Source organism: Duganella sp. Root198D2, from assembly GCF_001428585.1.
Lineage (GTDB): Bacteria > Pseudomonadota > Gammaproteobacteria > Burkholderiales > Burkholderiaceae_D > Rugamonas.
In genome coordinates, this window is the sequence record NZ_LMIC01000049.1 from 88,216 (window position 1) to 106,991 (window position 18,776).

General features: G+C 60.5%; 24 protein-coding genes. 12 read left to right on the forward strand and 12 right to left on the reverse strand.

What is annotated here, in order from left to right:
- Positions 1-16: 16 nt before the first annotated feature.
- Positions 17-1,996 carry a cation:proton antiporter gene (locus ASE26_RS25860; RefSeq protein ID WP_055937832.1) on the reverse strand — a complete coding sequence of 660 codons (1,980 nt, stop codon included), beginning with the start codon at positions 1,994-1,996 and terminating at the stop codon, positions 17-19.
- Positions 1,997-2,078: 82 nt separating this feature from the next.
- Between ASE26_RS25860 and ASE26_RS25865 the strand changes: the two genes are divergently transcribed.
- The 10 genes from ASE26_RS25865 to ASE26_RS30970 all read left to right on the forward strand — a co-directional run bounded on the left by ASE26_RS25865 (position 2,079) and on the right by ASE26_RS30970 (position 9,483).
- Positions 2,079-3,077 carry an SIS domain-containing protein gene (locus ASE26_RS25865; protein WP_200953862.1) on the forward strand — a complete coding sequence of 333 codons (999 nt, stop codon included), beginning with the start codon at positions 2,079-2,081 and terminating at the stop codon, positions 3,075-3,077.
- Positions 3,077-3,613, forward strand: coding sequence for an HAD family hydrolase (locus tag ASE26_RS25870; RefSeq protein WP_055937838.1), 537 nt, complete (start codon positions 3,077-3,079; stop codon positions 3,611-3,613). The genes ASE26_RS25865 and ASE26_RS25870 overlap by 1 nt, the downstream gene beginning before the upstream one ends.
- Before the next feature lie 11 nt (positions 3,614-3,624).
- Positions 3,625-4,224 (forward strand): LPS export ABC transporter periplasmic protein LptC, encoded by a 600-nt coding sequence (gene lptC / locus ASE26_RS25875; protein ID WP_055937841.1) that lies wholly within the window; start codon positions 3,625-3,627, stop codon positions 4,222-4,224.
- Positions 4,225-4,237: 13 nt separating this feature from the next.
- Positions 4,238-4,825, forward strand: a complete 588-nt coding sequence (gene lptA / locus ASE26_RS25880) for a lipopolysaccharide transport periplasmic protein LptA (protein WP_055937844.1) — start codon at positions 4,238-4,240, stop codon at positions 4,823-4,825.
- A 2-nt stretch (positions 4,826-4,827) separates the two neighbouring features.
- A complete protein-coding gene (gene lptB / locus ASE26_RS25885) occupies positions 4,828-5,583 on the forward strand; it encodes an LPS export ABC transporter ATP-binding protein (protein ID WP_055937847.1) in 756 nt (251 codons plus the stop codon).
- An 8-nt stretch (positions 5,584-5,591) separates the two neighbouring features.
- Positions 5,592-7,091, forward strand: coding sequence for an RNA polymerase factor sigma-54 (locus tag ASE26_RS25890; RefSeq protein ID WP_055937849.1), 1,500 nt, complete (start codon positions 5,592-5,594; stop codon positions 7,089-7,091).
- Positions 7,092-7,163: 72 nt separating this feature from the next.
- Entirely contained in the window at positions 7,164-7,523 is a 360-nt protein-coding gene (gene hpf, locus ASE26_RS25895; protein WP_055937852.1) for a ribosome hibernation-promoting factor, HPF/YfiA family, read from the forward strand.
- Between the two features lie 75 nt (positions 7,524-7,598).
- Positions 7,599-8,684 carry an enoyl-CoA hydratase/isomerase family protein gene (locus tag ASE26_RS25900; protein ID WP_057247183.1) on the forward strand — a complete coding sequence of 362 codons (1,086 nt, stop codon included), beginning with the start codon at positions 7,599-7,601 and terminating at the stop codon, positions 8,682-8,684.
- Positions 8,681-9,142, forward strand: coding sequence for an Lrp/AsnC family transcriptional regulator (locus tag ASE26_RS25905; protein ID WP_055937858.1), 462 nt, complete (start codon positions 8,681-8,683; stop codon positions 9,140-9,142). Before ASE26_RS25900 ends, ASE26_RS25905 begins: the two co-directional genes overlap by 4 nt.
- Before the next feature lie 98 nt (positions 9,143-9,240).
- Entirely contained in the window at positions 9,241-9,483 is a 243-nt protein-coding gene (locus ASE26_RS30970; protein ID WP_156398188.1) for a hypothetical protein, read from the forward strand.
- 98 nt (positions 9,484-9,581) lie between these two features.
- On the opposite strand, the gene ASE26_RS25910 is transcribed toward ASE26_RS30970, so the two are convergent.
- The 6 genes from ASE26_RS25910 to ASE26_RS25935 form a co-directional block, all read right to left on the reverse strand.
- Positions 9,582-10,292 carry a hypothetical protein gene (locus tag ASE26_RS25910; protein ID WP_055937861.1) on the reverse strand — a complete coding sequence of 237 codons (711 nt, stop codon included), beginning with the start codon at positions 10,290-10,292 and terminating at the stop codon, positions 9,582-9,584.
- Between the two features lie 83 nt (positions 10,293-10,375).
- On the reverse strand, positions 10,376-10,936 hold the full coding sequence (locus ASE26_RS25915; RefSeq protein WP_057247184.1) for a metal-dependent hydrolase: 561 nt from the start codon (positions 10,934-10,936) through the stop codon (positions 10,376-10,378).
- A 162-nt stretch (positions 10,937-11,098) separates the two neighbouring features.
- Positions 11,099-11,428 carry a hypothetical protein gene (locus ASE26_RS25920; protein ID WP_055937868.1) on the reverse strand — a complete coding sequence of 110 codons (330 nt, stop codon included), beginning with the start codon at positions 11,426-11,428 and terminating at the stop codon, positions 11,099-11,101.
- A 46-nt stretch (positions 11,429-11,474) separates the two neighbouring features.
- Positions 11,475-12,203 carry a hypothetical protein gene (locus tag ASE26_RS25925; protein ID WP_057247185.1) on the reverse strand — a complete coding sequence of 243 codons (729 nt, stop codon included), beginning with the start codon at positions 12,201-12,203 and terminating at the stop codon, positions 11,475-11,477.
- Positions 12,200-12,499, reverse strand: coding sequence for a hypothetical protein (locus tag ASE26_RS25930; protein WP_156410013.1), 300 nt, complete (start codon positions 12,497-12,499; stop codon positions 12,200-12,202). Before ASE26_RS25930 ends, ASE26_RS25925 begins: the two co-directional genes overlap by 4 nt.
- Before the next feature lie 26 nt (positions 12,500-12,525).
- Positions 12,526-12,852, reverse strand: a complete 327-nt coding sequence (locus ASE26_RS25935) for a hypothetical protein (protein ID WP_057247187.1) — start codon at positions 12,850-12,852, stop codon at positions 12,526-12,528.
- A gap of 116 nt (positions 12,853-12,968) precedes the next feature.
- Between ASE26_RS25935 and ASE26_RS25940 the strand changes: the two genes are divergently transcribed.
- Together ASE26_RS25940 and ASE26_RS25945 are read left to right on the forward strand one after the other, a co-directional pair.
- On the forward strand, positions 12,969-13,343 hold the full coding sequence (locus ASE26_RS25940) for a VOC family protein (RefSeq protein ID WP_057247188.1): 375 nt from the start codon (positions 12,969-12,971) through the stop codon (positions 13,341-13,343).
- Positions 13,344-13,420: 77 nt separating this feature from the next.
- Positions 13,421-13,915, forward strand: a complete 495-nt coding sequence (locus ASE26_RS25945; RefSeq protein ID WP_057247189.1) for an arsinothricin resistance N-acetyltransferase ArsN1 family B — start codon at positions 13,421-13,423, stop codon at positions 13,913-13,915.
- 6 nt (positions 13,916-13,921) lie between these two features.
- Here ASE26_RS25945 and rapZ read toward each other — a convergent pair whose 3' ends face one another.
- The 5 genes from rapZ to ilvA all read right to left on the reverse strand — a co-directional run bounded on the left by rapZ (position 13,922) and on the right by ilvA (position 18,750).
- Positions 13,922-14,785, reverse strand: a complete 864-nt coding sequence (gene rapZ / locus ASE26_RS25950) for an RNase adapter RapZ (RefSeq protein ID WP_055937887.1) — start codon at positions 14,783-14,785, stop codon at positions 13,922-13,924.
- Between the two features lie 26 nt (positions 14,786-14,811).
- Positions 14,812-15,747, reverse strand: a complete 936-nt coding sequence (hprK, locus tag ASE26_RS25955; protein WP_028101576.1) for an HPr(Ser) kinase/phosphatase — start codon at positions 15,745-15,747, stop codon at positions 14,812-14,814.
- 3 nt (positions 15,748-15,750) lie between these two features.
- Positions 15,751-16,233, reverse strand: a complete 483-nt coding sequence (locus ASE26_RS25960) for a PTS sugar transporter subunit IIA (RefSeq protein WP_055937891.1) — start codon at positions 16,231-16,233, stop codon at positions 15,751-15,753.
- Positions 16,234-16,328: 95 nt separating this feature from the next.
- Positions 16,329-17,162, reverse strand: coding sequence for an NADPH-dependent 7-cyano-7-deazaguanine reductase QueF (gene queF, locus ASE26_RS25965; RefSeq protein WP_055937894.1), 834 nt, complete (start codon positions 17,160-17,162; stop codon positions 16,329-16,331).
- A gap of 55 nt (positions 17,163-17,217) precedes the next feature.
- Complete coding sequence (gene ilvA / locus ASE26_RS25970) at positions 17,218-18,750, reverse strand: threonine ammonia-lyase, biosynthetic (RefSeq protein ID WP_055937896.1); 1,533 nt, start codon at positions 18,748-18,750, stop codon at positions 17,218-17,220.
- Between the last annotated feature and the right edge of the window lie 26 nt (positions 18,751-18,776).

The following is an 18,776-nucleotide window of genomic DNA, read 5'->3' on the forward strand; positions in this document are numbered from 1 at the left end:
CGGCGGGTGACCGGTTCTAGGCCAGCAAATCGCTTTCGGCGCGCGCTACCTCTTCTGCCGTGCCGCGCAAGACCACCACGTCACCCGCCTCCAGCGTAGTGCCCGCGTCCGCTTCCAGCCGCACCTTGCCGCGGCGGATGGCGGAGATTTCGGCCCCGGTTTCATCCAGCCCCAGGTCCTTCACGCACTTGCCGATGCACGACGCCTGCTCGCCCAGCGACACCGAATGCAGGCGCACCATTTCCAACTCTTCGCCGCTGTCGCTGGCGCCGTGGAAGTAGCCGCGCAGCGAGGCATAACGCTCTTCGCGAGCCCGCTGCACGCGGTGCACAACCCGGCGCAACGGCACGCCCAGCATCACCAGCGCATGGGAGGCCAGCATCAGCGAGCCTTCCATCAGTTCCGGCACCACTTCGGCGGCGCCGGCTTCCTTCAACCGGTCCAGGTCCGTATCGTCGTGCGAGCGTACGATCACCGGCAATTCCGGCGCCAGTTCATGCACCAGGTGCAGTACCCGCAGCGCGGAAGGGGTGGAGGCGTAAGTGATCACTACCGCCGAAGCGCGCTTGATGCCGGCTGCCACCAGCGACTCGCGCCGCGCCGCATCGCCGTACGACACATTGGCGCCGGCCGCCTGTGCCTCCTGCACCCGGATCGGGTCCAGGTCCAGCGCCTGGTAAGGAATCTTTTCTTCGGTCAGCAGCGTAGCCAGCGACTGGCCCGAACGGCCAAAGCCCGCCACGATCACATGCTTTTGTGCCGACATCGTGCGCGCCGCAATATTGGTCAGGTTCAGCGACTGCATCATCCACTCGTTGGCGGAGAACTTCATGACGATCCTGTCCGACTGCGCGATCAGGAACGGCGCCAGCAGCATCGACAGCACCATCGAGGCCAGCACCACCTGCACGACGAAGGGATCGACCAGTTTCATGCCGCCCACCACATTCAGCAGTACGAAGCCGAATTCGCCCGCCTGCGCCAGCGCCAGGCCGGTGCGCATGGCAGTCGAGGTGGAGGCGCCGAACAGGCGCGCCAGCCCGGCGATCAGGGCAAACTTGAGCAGTACAGGCCCGGTGAGCAGTACCAGCACCAGCCACCAGTTTTCCAGCACCACGCGCGCATTGAGCAGCATGCCGACGGTGATGAAGAACAGGCCAAGCAGCACGTCGCGGAAAGGCTTGATGTCCTCTTCCACCTGGTGCTTGTATTCGGTCTCGGAAATCAGCATGCCGGCCACGAATGCGCCCAGCGCCATCGACAGGCCGGCCTGCTCGGTGATCCAGGCCGCGCCCAGCGTCACCAACAGCAGGTTGAGCATGAACAGCTCCTGCGAGCGGCGCAGCACGACGATGGTGAACCACTTGCGCATCACCTTCTGGCCAACGAACAGCAGCAGGAGCAGCACCACCGCCGCCTTCAGGCCGGCCAGGCCCAGCGTCTTCGGCAAGTCGGCCGGATTTTGCGCCAGGGCCGGGATCAGGATCAGCAGCGGCACCACCGCCAGGTCCTGGAACAGCAGGATGCCGATGATCTTGCGCCCGTGCTCACTCTCCAGCTCGAGCCGCTCCGTGAGCAATTTGACGACGATGGCAGTGGAGGACATGGCCAGCGCGCCGCCCAAGGCAAAGGAAGCCTGCCAGCCGAGCTGGATCGAGGGCGGCAGCAGGAAATGGATGAGCCAGCCGAACAGCATGGTGGCGGCTATGGTGAGTCCCACCTGAGCCATGCCGAGACCGAATACGATCGAGCGCATGGCCATCAGCTTGGGCAGGGAGAATTCCAGCCCGATCGAAAACATCAGGAACACCACCCCGAATTCACCCAGCAATTCAGTGGCATGGCTTTGCTCGGCCAGCCCCATGGCATGGGGGCCCAGCAGGATGCCGACAGCCAGGTAACCCAGCATTGGCGGCAGGTGCATCATGCGGAAGGCAACGACGCCGAGGACGGCGCTGCCGAGGAGGAGGAGGGTCAGTTCAAGGGGGGAGAACATCCGTTGTTTGTTTTGTCTGGCAAGTTTTTTGCTTATCTAATTCGGCTATACTTCGGGCATGAGTTTAACCCATGAAAAAACAATGCTGAAATCTTTTGATGCCAAGACCGCAACACGCGCGCTGGAACTGGCGCGCGAGGCCCTGCAGATCGAAACGGACGCCCTGGCAGCGCTGAATGCGCGCCTGGCTACCGACGAGACCGTGGGCCAGGCTGTGTCCTTGTTGCTGCAATGCAAGGGCCGCGTCGTGGTGTCGGGCATCGGCAAGTCCGGCCATATCGGCCGCAAGATTGCAGCAACGCTGGCGTCCACCGGCACCCCGGCCCTGTTCGTGCATCCGGCCGAAGCCGCGCACGGCGACCTGGGCATGGTGACGCCGGAAGACGTGGTAATTGCCATTTCCTATTCCGGCGAAGCGGCTGAGCTGATGGCCATCCTGCCCGTGGTCAAGCGCATGGGCGGCCACGTGATTGCCATGACCGGCAAGCCCCAGTCGAGCCTGGCCAAGCTGGCCGACGTGCACCTGGACGTGTCAGTGGCCAAGGAAGCCTGCCCGATGAACCTGGCGCCGACCGCCTCCACCACCGTCACGCTGGCGCTGGGCGATGCGATTGCCGTGGCCCTGCTCGACCTGCGCGGCTTCAAGGAAGAAGATTTCGCCCGCTCCCACCCTGGTGGCGCATTGGGACGCCGCCTGCTGACGCATGTGCGCGACGTGATGCGCAAGGACGGCGCCATCCCGGCCGTGGGCATGGAGACGCGCCTGCCGGACGCGCTGCTGGAAATCACCCAGAAGGGCATGGGCATGACCGCCATCGTCGATGCCGGCAACAAGCCGGTCGGCGTATTCACCGACGGCGACCTGCGCCGCATGATCGAGAAGGTGCAGGACTTCACCAAGGTCGTGATCAAGGACGTGATGCACCTGAACCCGCGCAGCATCGGCCCCGACCAGCTGGCAGTGGATGCGGTGGCGGTGATGGAAGAATTCCGCATCAACCAGATGCTGGTGGTGGATCACGACGGCACGCTGGTTGGCGCGCTGCATATCCACGACCTGACCCGCGCCAAGGTGATCTGATGGCGTTCAAACGCGAAGACCTCGTGGCCCGCGCAGCCAAGGTGCGCCTCTTCATCTTCGACGTGGACGGCGTGCTGACCGATGGCAGCCTGACCTACGGCGCCGACGGTGAAATGGTCAAAACCTTCAACGTGCACGACGGCCTGGGCATCAAGCTGCTGCAGGAAGCCGGCATCAAGACCGCAATCATCAGCGCGCGGCGCACGCCGATCGTGCTGGCGCGCGCCAAGGACCTGGGCATCGATTACGTGCACCAGGGCGGCCACGACAAACTGACACCGTTCAAGGCCCTGTTGGCCGAACTGGCCCTGGCCGAAGAACAGGTCGCCTTCATCGGCGACGACGTGGTCGACTTGCCGCTGTTGAGCCGCGTAGGCTTCGCAGTCAGCGTGCCGAATGGCCGCCAGGAAGCGCAGCAGCGGTCCCACTACATCACTGAAGCTGCGGGTGGCCGCGGCGCGGTGCGCGAGGCCTGCGAATTCGTGCTGCGTGCAACGGGCAGCTATGACCGCGTGATGGCGCAGTTCCTGGTGTAAGGGAGCCGGCAATGCGTAACCAGAGGATCGCCCACCGCTTCCGCCTTTCGCTCGGCATGATTTTCGTGCTGCTGGCGGCGCTCGGCAGCTTCTACCTGCTCGAGTTGCTGAACCGTGCGGACGAACAGATGCAGGCCGATAAACGTTTGAACGAGCCGGACTACATCATCCATAACTTCTCTTTCGTGCGCATGTCGAAAGATGGCAAGCCGAGCTATATCATCGCCGGCGACAAGCTGACGCATCGCCCGATCGACGATTCGTCCGAGGTCGACAACCCGCGTGTGCGCAGCCTGGCCGGCGGGAAGCCGCCAATGGAGATCGTGGCAAAAACGGCGCGCGTGGAAGACGCCAACAGCCGCGTCACCCTGAACGGCAACGTCACCATCGACCGCGCCGCCGCGCCGGACGCGCAACTGCTGCACCTGGAATCGGACAAGCTGGTGATCTTCCCGGACGAAGACCGCATGGAAACCGACCAGCCGGTGAAGCTGCGCCTGGGGAATACCACCGCCTCGGCCAACAGCATGCGCGCCAACAATGCGACGCGCGAAATGCATCTGGCCGGCAATGGCACGCTGCAGCTTCCCCCCAGGGCTGCAGACCAATAACTGAGGAATGACTATGAAACGACTACTCTTGTCGGCAGCATTGCTGCTGGGAGTCGCGGCTCCGGCGCTGGCCGAGAAAGCCGACTCTTACAAGCCGACCAATATCAGCTATGGCTCGATGGATATCGACGACGTCAAGCAGGTCACCATCCTGCTGGGCGGCGTCAAGCTGACGCGCGGCACGCTGACCATGACGGCGGAGCGCGCCTACGTCAAGCAGACGCCGGAAGGCTACCAGCAGGTGACCCTGTTCGGCGACGGCAAGAAAGCCACCTTCCGCCAGAAGCGCGACGGTGCCGGCGACCAGTGGGTGGAAGGCGATGCCGACCGTATCGAATACGAAGAACAGGTTGAGCTGGTGAAGATGTTCAACAAGGCCACCATCCGCCGCCTGGAAGGCGGCAAGCAGAACGATGAAGTGCAGGGCGAGTTCATCTCCTACGACAGCCGCAAGGAGTTCTTCAGCGTGCGCAATACCGCGAGCGGCGAGAGCAAGCCGGGCGGCGGCCGCGGCACCATGGTGATCCAGCCGACCCGCACCGAACCGCCGGCAACGCCGCCAGCGGCTCAGCCAACCACCCCGCCAGCGGAGAAGAAGTAAGCATGCAAGCAAATACCTGCGCCAGCACGCTGGTCGTGCGCGGCCTCCAGAAAACCTATGGCAAGCGCCAGGTGGTGCACGACGTTTCGCTGCAAGTCGATTGCGGCGAAGTGGTGGGGCTGCTCGGCCCTAATGGCGCCGGCAAGACCACGTCGTTCTACATGATCGTGGGCCTGGTGGCCTCCGATGCCGGCACCATCGATATCGGCGGCACCGACGTATCGAGCCTGCCGATCCACAAACGCGCCACGCTGGGCCTGTCCTACCTGCCGCAGGAAGCTTCGGTTTTCCGCAAGATGACGGTGGAGGAAAATATCCGTGCCGTACTGGAAATCCAGAAGGTCGACGGCAAGCCGCTGCCCAAGGCCGAGATCAACCAGCGCCTGGAAGCGCTGCTGGCTGACTTGCAGATCGAGAAGCTGCGCGAAAACCCGGCCTTGTCCCTGTCCGGTGGCGAGCGCCGCCGCGTGGAAATTGCCCGCGCCCTGGCGACCAACCCGCGCTTCGTGCTGCTGGACGAGCCGTTTGCCGGCGTCGACCCGATCGCCGTGATCGAAATCCAACGTATTGTGCGTTTCCTGAAGGAGCGCAATATCGGCGTCCTGATCACAGACCATAATGTGCGGGAGACCCTCGGCATTTGCGACCGCGCCTACATCATCAACCAAGGCGCCGTGCTGGCTTCGGGCCGCCCGGACGACATCATTGCCAACGAATCCGTACGCCGTGTCTACCTCGGCGAACACTTCCGCATGTAAGCGAGGCCATGAAACAAACACTGCAACTGCGAACCTCGCAACACCTGGCGCTGACGCCGCAGCTGCAACAATCCATCCGCCTGCTGCAGCTGTCCACGCTGGAGCTGCACCAGGAGTTGGAACAGCTGCTTGGCGACAATCCCATGCTGGAGCGCCTCGACGATCCGCTCGACCACTCGGTACGCCTGCTGGCCGATGGCGCCATCAGCCAGGGCAACGGCAATGGCACCGAAGCGCCCGCCGCGCCCGCCCCTGAAGGCGGGCAAGGCGAGGGCGGCGACGCCCCGGCTGCCGCTGCCGACGGCGAAGGTTATGAAGGCGGCGACAGCGAAAATGCCGGCAACGGCAGCGACGACGGCGACTGGAGCTCCAGCTCCGGCAGCAAATCCGCCGACGACGAAGACAGCCGCCCGCAGCTGGAAGCTTCCGGCTGCACCCTGCGTGAACACCTGCTGGAGCAGATGCGCGTCACCGTGCAGGAGCCGCGCGACCGCGCGCTGATGGAACTGATCATCGACGCGCTGGACGACAACGGCTACCTGGAAGAAGCGCTGGAAGAAATCCACGAGCGCCTGCCGCCCGAACTGGAAATCGAGCTGGACGACCTGCGCTGCAGCCTGGTGCTGCTGCAAAGTTTCGACCCCGCCGGCGTCGCGGCACGCAATGCCTCCGAATGCCTGGCGCTGCAGATCAAGCGCATGCCCGGCGTGCCGCTGGTGACGCGCCGCATGGCGCTGACCATCGTCGAGAAGCACCTGACCTGGTTCGCCCAGCGCGAGTTCACCAAGCTGAAGAAAGCCCTCGACTGCGACGACGAAGACTTGCGTGAAGCACAGTGCGTGATCCGCCAGTGCAACCCGCATCCGGGTGCCGAATTCGCGTCTGGCGAGTCCGACTACGTGGTGCCGGACGTGATCGTGAAGAAGGGCCGCAGCGGCTGGCTGGTCACACTGAATAACGACGTGGTGCCGCGCCTGCGCGTGAACGCGCTGTACGCCAACCTGCTCAAGCAAGGCAAGAGCGAATCGCAGATGAATGGCCAGCTGCAGGAAGCCAAGTGGCTGATCAAGAATATGCGCCAGCGTTTCGACACGATCCTGCGCGTTGCGGAAGCGATAGTAGAAAGACAAAAGAACTTTTTCAGTCATGGCGCAGTGGCCATGAGACCCCTTGTGTTGCGTGAAATTGCTGATACACTGGGACTACACGAGAGCACTATTTCTCGCGTAACAACTCAAAAATATATGCTCACCCCACATGGCATGTTTGAGTTGAAATATTTCTTTGGTAGCCACGTCGCGACCGAAGCTGGGGGTGAAGCTTCTTCGACAGCGATACGGGCACTGATCGTGCAATTGACAGGAGCAGAAGACCCGAAAAATCCTTTATCCGACAGTAAGATTGCGGACATGCTGGGAGAACAAGGCATGGTGATTGCGCGACGGACTGTTGCCAAATATCGAGAAGCGTTGAAAATCCCTCCGGTAAGCCTCCGCAAATCTTTGTAGTGCAGTGCATGGGTTCCTCTGTGCGTTTCGGCGTGCACGAACTCGAGAGCGACATCATCTTTAGGAGTGTGTATGAATCTCACCATCAGTGGACATCATGTCGAAGTGACCCCAGCCATCCGCGAGTACGTGCAGAACAAGCTGGAACGCGTCAAGCGCCATTTCGATCAAGTAATTGATATTGCTGTCATCCTGACTGTAGATAACCTCACCGAGAAAGAGAAGCGCCAGAAAGCGGAAATCAACCTGCGCATGTCTGGCAAAACCGTGTACGTCGAAAGCCTGTCGCAAGACCTCTACGCCGCCATCGACACCCTGATTGATAAACTGGATCGCCAGGTCATGAAATACAAAGACCGCGTGCAGAACCACAATCATGCGGCCATCAAGCATTTCCCGGATACGTACGAAGCACCACCCACCGCCGTGTAAAGGAGCGGCCGTGTAGCACACCAAAGGGCGCAATTGGCGCCCTTTTTTGCGGCCAGTGTGCGTTAAAATATTTGCATGAGCGAACACGTCCACACCCATCTCTCCAACGGTACCGGCTTTATCACGCTGGACCGCCCGAAGGCCCTCAATTCACTCTCCCTCGACATGGTGCGCGCGATGACGCAGGCGCTGCTTGCGTGGCGCGACGATGCGTCCGTGGCGGCAGTCGTGTTGCGCAGCAGCAGCGAGCGCGCGCTGTGCGCGGGCGGCGACATCCGCTTCTTCCACGACGTCGGCCGCGCCAACACGCAAGGCGACAGCGCACTGCTGGAAGACTTCTTCACCGAAGAATATGCGCTAAACCATTTAATCCATTTCTATCCCAAGCCATATGTGGCGCTGATGGACGGTGTGGTGATGGGCGGCGGCATGGGCATCGCACAGGGCGGGCCTGACTGCGGCGTGCGCATCGTCACCGGCCGCACCAAGATGGCGATGCCGGAAGTGAATATCGGCCTGTTCCCGGATGTAGGCGGCAGCCATTTCCTGTCGCATGCGCCGGGGCAGCTTGGCATGTGGCTGGGCCTCACCGGCCTGACGGTCGGCGCTGCCGATGCGCTGTACCTCGACCTGGCTGATTACTTCGTGCCGGAGACGGAACTGGCCGGTCTGGCCGCGCTGCTCGAATCCACGCCCGGCAAATCGCTGCGCGACGCGATTGCCGTTTATGCCGGCCCGCATAACGCCTTCGCCGGCGACAGCGAGCTGGAAGAGCAGCGCGCTTTGATCGACAAGCATTTCTCGGCAGGCTCGGTGCCGGCCATCATGCAATCGCTGCGCGGCGACAGTACGCCATTCGCGCAGAAATCGCTGAAGGCAATGGAGCTGCGCTCGCCGCTGATGATGAGCGTGACCCACGAACTGCTGAAGCGCGGTGCAGCGCTAGGGGTGCCAGACTGCTTGCGCATGGAACGCAATCTGGTGCGCCGCAACTTCGAGCATGGCGAAATTTTCGAAGGCGTGCGGGCGCTGGTGATCGACAAGGACAACCAGCCGAAGTGGAATCCCGCGACCCTGGCCGAAGTTACGCCCGCAATGGTGGAGCGCTTCTTCGAGCCATGCTGGCCGGCCTGGGCGCACCCCCTGCGGCATCTCGCATGAGGGAGTTGGACCGGATCGACCGCAGCATCCTCAATATCCTGCAAGAGGATGCCAGTACGCCGCTGCGAGAGATCGCCGAGCGCGTGCATTCATCGGTCGCAACCTGCCAGCGCCGCATCGAAAGGCTGCGTAGCGACGGCGTGCTGGTGAAGGCCGTCGCGCTGGTCGACCGCGCATTGGCCGGGCGGCCGCTGACGGTGTTCGTGTCGGTCGAACTGGAGAAGCAGAATACCGACATCCTCAAGCAGTTCGAGCATCGCATGCGCTCCGAGCCCGAGGTGATGTCCTGCTACGAGGTGGCGGGCGAATTCGACTTCCACCTGATCGTCACGGTGGAATCGATGGAGGAATACAGCGCCTTCACGCGCCGCGTCTTCACCTCCCACCACAATGTCATCAACGTGAAGAGCCTGTTCGCCATGAACTGCTCGAAGTTCGAGACCAAGCTGACGCTTTGATTTTTGGGGCAGGGCCGGCTTAAGTCATGGAAGTTCAAATGGGAAACCATCTTGAGTTAATGAGGGATAGGGCGAGCACGTTTCCAGCAGTAGGGGACATGTCGGCAATTCGCACTGCGCGGATTTGGCATTGCAGGTATCGCAGCCTGACGCCGATTTCCGGCATGATCAATGTTGAAGAGCTTGTGATTGGCACTTGGCCGGATTCACCGCATGAAGTACTGAGCAGAATGTCGCGGCTTCGCTATTTATCAAAGTCTGTACCAGGTCTGTCATTTGGACAGCTAGCGCTCTCACTTGAGAAATATCAAGACACGAATTTCGCCAATTTCTTGCATTGAGATTAGTCAAAGATTCGGTGCTGATGTCCAAATGACAGACCTGGCACTGGCTTGTGGCACTGGCTAGCGAAGTTCGAGACCAACCTGCCGCTCTGACGCTAGGCCGGATTGCGTTTGGCTACCTCAAGCGAATAACAAAAATCATTGCAGCCAAATTCAACGGCTTTAAAGAGCTTGTCGAGCGCCGCTTCATATCCCCAGACCAATAGATAGGCAGCGATCAGCGTCAATGCCATTATTGCAAGGGTCCAAAGGCTCGACGCTATTCCCGCCATTGTGGACTGGGAGGGTTCCAGGACCTTTGAAAACGTATAAATGAAGCTTGCCCAAATGAGACCAACAATCCATTTAAGTGCTGTGACGCGATTGCGTGAGCGTTCTTCAATAGGCTTGATTGACTTTTTAAGGAGCTCGACTTCTTTCTCGGACTGGAACCCATTCTTGCCGAGAAAATCGACCACGAAATTAACGGCGTCCGGTGTCACACCGCTATGCGCGTAGAAGCTGGGCAGCGAAAACAAGACCAGCAGTGCTGGGGCTAACATCAGTGTCAGGTTCATGATGTTCGCGGCTTCCGTCTTTGCGAGGCCGATGCTTTCGATTAGTCCGACCCCTATGAAGGCAGCTGCAAAGGCGATATACGCCCACAAAAATATTCCATTGGTTTTTTCCTTCACCCCCATCTTCAAGAACTTCAATGGTAGCCAGAGAAGCCGTTGAAGAAGTCGTAGCAGGGTGGAACTGCTCAAGCGGCCCTCCAGCAGGAAAGCCTCAAGCTCGATGATGAGGGAGAGGGTTTTTTCGTACATCGATCAAGCTTAAAGGCTTTTACCTTTAGTAGTTCGTATCAAAAGCCGCACGAGTCGGTGTCATGAATCGGTCTTCCTGCCAGTTAATCGCAAGCGATACAGCTGGCATTTGATTTGGAGTGGGCGCTTTTACGCATGGCCAATGCGGCCACGATCAAGGAAAGGCAAGGTAGCCAAACCCAAAGGAGTTCAGATTTGATGACTGTTAAGCCGGCGGGGCCCAGGAAGCGCCCCATTGTTAATGGTGATACGCGGATGAACTGGACCGGGAAGAAATGCCGCTGATCGGAGAATGGCCACCAGATCGCGGCACCAAGGCCGCCTGTCGTCAGCATATCGAGCAAGGGGTGCGAGACGCAGGCGAACGACACGAATGCCATTGTCACCCAGCGTTTCGCTTGCAGCCATGGCGCGGCAAGCGCCGCCAGCAATCCTAATGCCAGCGCAAACACAATCGAGTGCGAGGCTCCGCGATGGCCAAGCTGGTTTGCATATTCGATCCCAAGCTTGAAGGCGATGACGTCCATATCAGGTACGATTGCCGCCACCATGCCGGCCATCAGCAGCCGACGTGAAATGCGGGTTGGGCCAAGTACGACGCCGAGTGCCAGCGGAATCGCTGGGTGGGTAAGGATGGTGGGCATGATGCTAAGGAAATTAAATGGAGGGCTCGCGATGGTGCTTACGCAAATCGCATGAAGCTCTTGCGGACTGCGGCGCTCCCCAGTTAAGGAAGTTGCGTTCGGTCTTCTGGGCTAGGAAGAGGTGCTCGCGGGCCGCCGGGTAAAACGACGACTTCGCCTGCATCACTCTTTAGGGCAGTCGACTGGCGGCAAGGGGCCGAACACGACCTCGGTATCGGCTGGGCCCGAAGTCTGCAGGATGTAGACGACTTTAGCCGCGCTGTCGACGTACATCATATGCGCGCGGCCGCCCGGCAGCATGCCAGGTGAATTCAGCGTCATGTGTCGCGTGTCGCGCAGCTTCTCCGGCAACTGCGGCACGGTGGGCCATTTTTCGCGCGTGCCGGATGGCGACACGAAGCTGGCGTAATGCGCAGCCGTGCAACGCCAGATTGGTTCCGGCTCGGGAGGTGCAGCGCCCAGCGCTGCTGCAAGCAGTAATGAGATCGCCATGTGCAGATGATAGATCAAAAATCAGCTATAGGATTACTTTAAATTGTTACCGTCGGCTGAGCTGCGGCCGGGCCGGAGGCGCGCCGCTTTCCATCCGGATGCGCAGTTCTCCATCTTCCTTGACCAGCAGGACCGCATACGAATGGGATGTAGTCTCGGCACCTGCCTGGTCGCTTCGCGCTACACCGCCGGTGACCATGACCGATTGGTCGCCGAGCTTCTCGTATGCCAGGCCTTGCCAGCGGAACGTAGCGGGTGGCTTCCAGCTTTTCGCGTATTCGCTGGACAGCTTGTCGAACGTAAGCTCTTCTTTCCATTCTCCGCCAATGAAAATCGTGCCGCGCCGGGAGTACCTGTTGGCCAGCGCCTTGCGGTCGCCTGCGGCGACATCGTCCGCGTAGGTATCCATGAAGAAGTGCGCGAGATCGAGGATGTCGGTTGCCGCAGGATCCGCACAGGCGACCTTTGCCAATGGGCCGAAGATCACTATTGAGTCCGGCGTGCCGGCGGACTGCTCGACGTAGGCCTTGCCGGCTTTGGTATCAACGTACATGACGTGCGACTTGCCTCCAGCGTAGGCGCCGGAAGTGTTGAGCAGCATGGACCGCTTGTTCCGCAAATGTCCGGGCAAGGCCTTCAGCACGGGCCATTTGGCCGCGGTGCCGGATGGGGAGACGAAGGCACCATAATGCTGCGCAGTGCAGCGCCAGGCCGGATCCGGATCCACGGGTGCGGCGCCAACTGCGGCTGCTGCCAGCAAGACGAATAAGTTCATTTACCCTCCAACTCTTTCATGCGTTGCGTGATCTGGTCCATCTTGTCGACAGCGTTGAATGCATCGCAGTTGTCGGCGACCTGTTCCTCTCGCCCTCGCTCTTTGGCGAAGTAGAGCTTTTCGCAGTCGCATCGCAGGCGAGCCTTGAGTTTCTTGCCCTTCCGGAGTTCCGCGGTCCAGCAGGAATCGGCACAGCCGCAGGACTGATAGGTCAGGACTTCGCCTGCGCGCGGCCAATCCAGATTGTATTGGCGATGCTGTCCGGCAGCCTGCACTGCAGGAGTCAGGGCCAGCATCGCAACCAGAGATAGCCGGCGTATTTTCATTCTGGGAAAATGGTTTGGAAGCTTACGCCGCAGGACTTGAAGGTAAGCACCGTCAGTACCTGCGGGTCGACCTTGAATGTGACTTTGGCGAACTCGTTCTCGCTGACACCGTCGCACGGAATATCCAGCGCGTGCTCGCCAGCTTCAACCTGGACATTTTGACCGGCGCGGTCGATCGCCTCTTTCAGTGTCGTGCTGTCGATGCGCTCCATGAAGTCGGGGCGGACGCCTTGCGGGAGCTCGGGTGCGACCGCAACTTCCGCCAATTTTTCGGAACAGGCTGCGAGCGCAAGGCAAAGGATGGGAATAAGTTTCTGCATCATGGAGAATGTTAGCATGTCGGCAAGTGAAAAAATTTCTCACTGGCATGTGCGTAATCGGGAAATCGTTTCGTGCGGACTGCCTAAGATGATCGCTCGTTGTTTGAAAGGAGAGCATCATGATTGACCACGTATCCATTGCCACCCGCGACCTGCCGCGTGCGGTGGAATTTTATACAGCCTGCCTGGAGCCGCTTGGCTACAGCGTGCAGCACCAGGATGACAAGCAGGCCATCTTCGGCGCGGACGGCCACTGGGCCTTCGCCATCTATCCAGCGCAAGGCGATGCGCCGCTGATTGGCCAGCGCGGCCACATTGCCATCAAGTCGCCATCGCAGCTCGCCACCCACGCCTTCCACGCCAACGCCATGGCGCAAGGTGGTGCATCCTTGCGCCCGCCCGGCCTGCGCCCCGATGTCAATGAGCGCTATTTTGGGACGATGATCACCGATCCGGACCAGCATACGATCGAAGTGGTGCACTGGCTGGATTAATTTGGTGCACGGGGCCGGCCAACGGCTGGCCCGTATCTTGCAGTACCGCTTGGGTCATCCACTTTATCCAAGCGCTAATGACCACCATCCGCTCAGCCCACCCGGCCGATGCCGCTGCCATCGCTGCAATCTACAACCACTACGTTTCGACCACCACCATCACGTTCGAAGAGGCCGAAGTAGGCATCGACGACATGGCCAACCGCATCACGAAAGTGATTTCATCCAAGCTGCCCTGGCTGGTGCTGGAGCAGGACGGGAAGATCCTCGGCTACGCCTACGCCAGCAAATGGAAAGAACGTTCTGCTTATCGCTTTTCGGTCGAGAGCTCGATCTACCTGCACCAGGAAGTGCGCGGCAAAGGTTTCGCGCGCAAGCTGTACCAGCATTTATTCGACCTGCTGCGCCAGAGCGGCGTGCACCTCGTGATCGGAGGCGTGGCGCTGCCCAATGACGCCAGCGTTGGCCTGCACGAGAAGATGGGCTTCCAGCCCGTCGGCGCGTTCAAGGAAGTCGGCCGCAAGTTCGGCCGCTGGATCGACGTCAGCTACTGGCAGCTGCGGCTGGAGTAATTGAAATTACGTCTGCTCACGGTGGCGCAGCACCACCGTCTCAGTCGGCGCGAAGTGGCGTGCCAGGCGTTCGGCCATATAGACTGAGCGGTGCTGGCCACCGGTGCAGCCGACTGCTACCGTCAGGTAGGAGCGGTTGTCGCGCCTGAAATGCGGCAGCCATTTGGCGACGAAGCCTTTGATATCCTGGAACATCTCTTCCGCGCTTTCCTGCGCATCGAGGAAGGCGATCACCGGCGCATCGCGGCCGTTCAATGGACGCAGGGTGAGGTCGTAATATGGATTCGGAATCGCGCGCACGTCGAATACGAAGTCGGCATCGAGCGGTACACCGACTTTGAAAGCGAAAGATTCGAAGAACAGCGTCAGTGGTGCGTTCTCGCTGTGCACCAGGTCCTTGACCCAGGCGCGCAGCTTGTTGGCGTTCATCTCCGATGTATCGATCACGTGGCCAAGCTGCTGGATGGCCGACAGGCGTTCGCGTTCCTCGGCGATGCATTCGATCAGGGTGCGGCGTGCCGCAGGATTCTGGCCGGGCGCCAGTTCGTGCGACAACGGGTGGCTGCGGCGGGTTTCAGAGAAGCGCGCCACCAGCGAATGGGTGTTCGCGGTGAGGAAGATCACCTTTACATCGTGGCCGTCTTCTTTCAGCTTGCGGTATTCGCCGGGCAGGCTGGCAAGGCTGGAAGCGCTGCGCGCATCGACCGCAACGGCCAATGCATCCGTTCCCTCAATTGCGAGGCGGTTGATCAGGTCTGGCAGCAGTGCCGGAGGCAGGTTGTCGACGCAGTAGTAGCCGATGTCTTCAAGAACGTTCAGCGCAACTGATTTGCCGGAGCCGGAGATGCCGGTGAGTAGTACGATTCGCATGCGACTGATAGTACCATTAGTCCGTATCAGTCGCCGGACATGGCTTGGCGTTGCCGCTCCATGAATTCCTGCAGCGTGTCGATGCCGCGCAGTTGCAGGATGGTGTTGCGCACCGCAGCTTCCAGCAGCACAGCGATGTTGCGGCCGGCAGCAACGGGAATCACGACCTTGCGGATCGGAAGTCCCAGCACGTCTTCGGTCGGGAACTGGAACGGCAGGCGCTCCACTTCTTCCTCCAGCGCGGAGCGGCGCACCAGGTGCACGATCAGCTTCAGGCGCATCTTGCGGCGCACGGCGGTCTCGCCGAAGATCGCCTTGATGTCGAGCAGGCCCAGGCCGCGCACTTCCAGCAGGTTTTGCAGCAGCGGCGGGCAGCGGCCTTCGATCATGTTCGGCGCGATGCGTGCGAACTCCACCGCATCGTCGGCCACCAGGCCGTGCGAGCGTGAAATCAATTCAAGTCCCAGCTCGGATTTGCCGAGGCCGGAGTCGCCGGTAATCAGCACGCCCACGCCCAGCACGTCCATGAACACGCCGTGCATGATGATGCGCTGCGCCAGCTTCTTCGACAGGTAGACGCGCAGGAAGTCGATCACCTGCGCCGCCGGCAGCGGGGTGGAGAACAGCGGGATATTCTTTTCGTCGCAGATCGCCAGGATGTCCGGCGGCGTCTCAAGGCCCTGCGCGATGATCAGCGCCGGCGGTCCGCCCGCGATCAGTTCACCGATCACGTGGGCGCGCGTCAAGGACTTGAGGCGCTGGTAGTAATTGATTTCCTGGTGGCCGAACACCTGGATACGTCCAGGGTGAATCGTATTCAAGTGGCCAACCTGGTCGGCCGCCGAAGCGACGTCGCCGGAGATCAGGCGTTCGCCGCCTGGAAAGCCGGCGAACCATCCAAGCTGCAGGGTTTCGCGATTGTCGTCGTACAGTCTCTGGATCGTCAGCGGCGTTTGCAGCATGGCTTAACTCGCCGCCTGCAGGCTGGGCTGCCAGTTGACGATGCGGCTGTAAACCGATTTCGGGTCCGGGTCTTCCGTCAGGGCCTGGCGGAAGGCGTCGTCCGAGAACATTTCTGCGATCTCGGACAGGATTTCGAGGTGCTGCTGCGTCACGTGATCAGGAATGAGCAGGAAGAACAGCAGGTTCACTGGCTTGCCGTCCGGCGATTCGAAAGGAATCGGTTCGGCCAGGCGAACGAAGGCGGCCAACGGCGCCTTCAGGCTCTTGGATCCCTTGATACGCCCGTGCGGTACAGCCACGCCGTGACCCAGGCCGGTGGAACCCAGCCGTTCACGCGCGAACAGGTTGTCCGATACGGTAGAGCGAGCGATGCCGCAATTGTTCTCAAAGATCAGGCCGGCTTGCTCGAAAGCGCGCTTTTTGCTGGAGACTTCCAGGTCGAGCTGGACGTTCTCTAGCGAAAGGATTTTGCTCAGGTTATTCATGACGCGACATTTAGGTGCTTTGCGAGCGCATTATAGGCTTGTTTCTCAGCCGTGTAACTCGAAATTCACGCAATGTTTCCGCGTGGAAAATGCACTTACTGGCGGGCGTTGCGCAAATTGGCCGGCCGCTGTGCACTACTAAAGTTGGTGCGCCATGGGTTGATATCAAGGCCGCCCCGGCGGGTATAGCGCGCGTACACCGTTAAATGTTGAGGCTTGCACTGGCGCAGGATGTCCGTAAAGATACGCTCGACGCATTGCTCGTGGAATTCATTGTGTTCGCGGAAACCGATCAGGTATTTGAGCAAGCTTTCCTGGTCGATCTGCGGGCCGTAGTAGCTGATCTGCACGCTGCCCCAGTCGGGCTGGCCGGTCACCAGGCAATTCGACTTCAGCAAATGCGAGACGAGGGTTTCCTCTACTGGCAATTCGTCGAAGTTGGCTTTCAGGGTTTCCGGCTGCGGGGAATAGTTGTCGACATCGATATCCAGGCGGTCCAGCAACTGGCCTTCCAGTTCGCCCATTCCCAGCTTTTCGAAGTCTTCCTGCATGGTCAGGGTGACGTGTACGCTGGCGCCGGCGGCTGCGGACAGGTCTTGCTGCAGCAGGATTTTCAGCGCGTCGGGGCCGGCCAGCCTGGTCTGGTTGAAGGAATTGAGGTAAAGCTTGAAAGATTTCGATTCGATCAAGTTTGGCGAGTCGGCCGGGATGGTGAAGCGCGCCACGGCGACTTGCGGCTTGCCGCGCATGTTGAGCCAGGACAGCTCGTACCCGTTCCAGATATCCACGCCGAAGAAGGGCAGGGTGCCTTTCAGTCCCAATTCGTCACGCTTGGCCTGGCGCGGGATCGGGAACAGCAGTTCCGGCGCGTAGTCGGTGCGGTAGGCGGAGGTTTTGCCGAGGGGGGATTGCTCTGGGTGGTTGGACATGGCGGACTTCGTTTTGGGACAGTCCGCCAGTTTACCTGAAACCCGGTTACCGGTTTTAGAGGAACAACTTGTAAACCGGATTCTGCGACTCATCCCAATAGCGATACCCAAGGGTAGCCAGGAACTGCGCAAACTTGTCCGCATCCTGTGCCGGCACCTGCAAGCCGATCAGGATCCTCCCCACATCGCCGCCCTGCGAGCGGTAATGGCACAGGGAGATATTCCACTCCGGCGCCATCGAATCCAGGAAACGCATCAGCGCACCCGGACGCTCGGGGAACTCAAAGCGATACAGCAATTCATCCTTCGCCAGCACGCTCTTGCCGCCAACCAGGTGGCGCAAGTGCGACTTGGCCAATTCATCATGCGTCAAGTCCAGCGTCTTGAAGTTGTTCTCTTCAAAGCGCCGCGCAATCGTCGAAGACTCGCTGCGATCGGCTATCTGCACACCGACAAACACGTGCGCCTGTTCCTGGTCGCTGATACGGTAGTTGAACTCGGTGACATTGCGTGGTCCCACCAGGCTGCAGAAGCGTTTGAACGAGCCGCGCTGTTCCGGCATGGTCACCGCGAACACTGCCTCGCGCGATTCACCCAGCTCGGCGCGTTCCGCCACAAAGCGCAGGCGGTCGAAGTTCATGTTGGCGCCGCTGCAGATGGTGACCAGGGTTTCGCCCTGTACCGGATACTTGCCCATCTCGGCCCGCTCGACATAGGCCTTGGCGCCGGCGACGGCCAGTGCGCCGGAAGGCTCCAGGATCGAGCGCGTATCGGTGAACACGTCCTTGATCGCCGCGCAGATCGCATCGGTATCGACCACGATCACTTCATCGACAAACTGCTGCGCCAGGCGGAAGGTCTCTTCGCCCACCAGGCGCACGGCAGTGCCGTCGGCGAACAGGCCGACATCGGACAAGGTCACGCGTTCGCCAGCCTTGATGGAGCGGCCCATCGCATCCGAATCCATGGTTTGCACGCCGATGATCTTGATATCGGGGCGCAGCTGCTTCACATAGGCTGCGACACCGGCAATCAGGCCGCCGCCGCCGATCGGCACGAAGATCGCATGGATCGGGCCGGAGTGCTGGCGCAGGATTTCCATGGCGATCGTGCCCTGGCCGGCGATCACTTCCGGATCGTCGAACGGATGCACGAAGGTCAGCTTCTGCTCTTTTTCAAGCTGCAGGGCGTGGTTGTAGGCGTCTGTGTAGGACTCGCCATGCAGCACCACTTCCACGCTGGCGCCGCCGCGGCGACGCACTGATTCGATTTTCAGCTGCGGGGTGGTGGCAGGCATGACGATGAGGGCGCGGCAGCCGAGTTTTGCTGCGGACAGGGCAACGCCCTGCGCGTGGTTGCCGGCAGAGGCGCAAATGACGCCGCGCTTCAATTGCGCGTCGCTCAGATTCGCCATCTTGTTGTAAGCGCCGCGTACCTTGAAGCTAAAGACGTCCTGCACGTCCTCTCGCTTGAAGTAAATCTGGTTGCCAATTCGTTGCGAGAGAATCGGTGCCAGTTCGAGCGGAGTTTCATGGGCCACGTCGTAGACGCGGGAAGTCAGGATTTTCTTCAGGTAGTCGATAGTCATGATTTGCAAAAGTAAAGGTGTGGTGC

Bases quoted from the DNA above. Each gene is read 5' to 3' on its own strand.
- ASE26_RS30970 (WP_156398188.1), top strand. From the start codon at position 9,241: ATGTCGGCAATTCGCACTGCGCGGATTTGGCATTGCAGGTATCGCAGC.
- ASE26_RS25940 (WP_057247188.1), top strand. From the start codon at position 12,969: ATGATTGACCACGTATCCATTGCCACCCGCGACCTGCCGCGTGCGGTG.
- lptA (WP_055937844.1), top strand. From the start codon at position 4,238: ATGAAACGACTACTCTTGTCGGCAGCATTGCTGCTGGGAGTCGCGGCT.
- ASE26_RS25900 (WP_057247183.1), top strand. From the start codon at position 7,599: ATGAGCGAACACGTCCACACCCATCTCTCCAACGGTACCGGCTTTATC.
- ASE26_RS25920 (WP_055937868.1), bottom strand. From the start codon at position 11,428: ATGGCGATCTCATTACTGCTTGCAGCAGCGCTGGGCGCTGCACCTCCC.
- hprK (WP_028101576.1), bottom strand. From the start codon at position 15,747: ATGCTGCAAACGCCGCTGACGATCCAGAGACTGTACGACGACAATCGC.
- ASE26_RS25860 (WP_055937832.1), bottom strand. From the start codon at position 1,996: ATGTTCTCCCCCCTTGAACTGACCCTCCTCCTCCTCGGCAGCGCCGTC.
- queF (WP_055937894.1), bottom strand. From the start codon at position 17,162: ATGTCCAACCACCCAGAGCAATCCCCCCTCGGCAAAACCTCCGCCTAC.
- ASE26_RS25915 (WP_057247184.1), bottom strand. From the start codon at position 10,936: ATGCCCACCATCCTTACCCACCCAGCGATTCCGCTGGCACTCGGCGTC.
- ilvA (WP_055937896.1), bottom strand. From the start codon at position 18,750: ATGACTATCGACTACCTGAAGAAAATCCTGACTTCCCGCGTCTACGAC.
- ASE26_RS25870 (WP_055937838.1), top strand. From the start codon at position 3,077: ATGGCGTTCAAACGCGAAGACCTCGTGGCCCGCGCAGCCAAGGTGCGC.
- ASE26_RS25925 (WP_057247185.1), bottom strand. From the start codon at position 12,203: ATGAACTTATTCGTCTTGCTGGCAGCAGCCGCAGTTGGCGCCGCACCC.
- ASE26_RS25930 (WP_156410013.1), bottom strand. From the start codon at position 12,499: ATGCTGGCCCTGACTCCTGCAGTGCAGGCTGCCGGACAGCATCGCCAA.
- ASE26_RS25865 (WP_200953862.1), top strand. From the start codon at position 2,079: ATGCTGAAATCTTTTGATGCCAAGACCGCAACACGCGCGCTGGAACTG.
- ASE26_RS25905 (WP_055937858.1), top strand. From the start codon at position 8,681: ATGAGGGAGTTGGACCGGATCGACCGCAGCATCCTCAATATCCTGCAA.
- hpf (WP_055937852.1), top strand. From the start codon at position 7,164: ATGAATCTCACCATCAGTGGACATCATGTCGAAGTGACCCCAGCCATC.
- lptB (WP_055937847.1), top strand. From the start codon at position 4,828: ATGCAAGCAAATACCTGCGCCAGCACGCTGGTCGTGCGCGGCCTCCAG.
- ASE26_RS25910 (WP_055937861.1), bottom strand. From the start codon at position 10,292: ATGTACGAAAAAACCCTCTCCCTCATCATCGAGCTTGAGGCTTTCCTG.
- ASE26_RS25890 (WP_055937849.1), top strand. From the start codon at position 5,592: ATGAAACAAACACTGCAACTGCGAACCTCGCAACACCTGGCGCTGACG.
- ASE26_RS25935 (WP_057247187.1), bottom strand. From the start codon at position 12,852: ATGATGCAGAAACTTATTCCCATCCTTTGCCTTGCGCTCGCAGCCTGT.
- lptC (WP_055937841.1), top strand. From the start codon at position 3,625: ATGCGTAACCAGAGGATCGCCCACCGCTTCCGCCTTTCGCTCGGCATG.
- ASE26_RS25960 (WP_055937891.1), bottom strand. From the start codon at position 16,233: ATGAATAACCTGAGCAAAATCCTTTCGCTAGAGAACGTCCAGCTCGAC.
- ASE26_RS25945 (WP_057247189.1), top strand. From the start codon at position 13,421: ATGACCACCATCCGCTCAGCCCACCCGGCCGATGCCGCTGCCATCGCT.
- rapZ (WP_055937887.1), bottom strand. From the start codon at position 14,785: ATGCGAATCGTACTACTCACCGGCATCTCCGGCTCCGGCAAATCAGTT.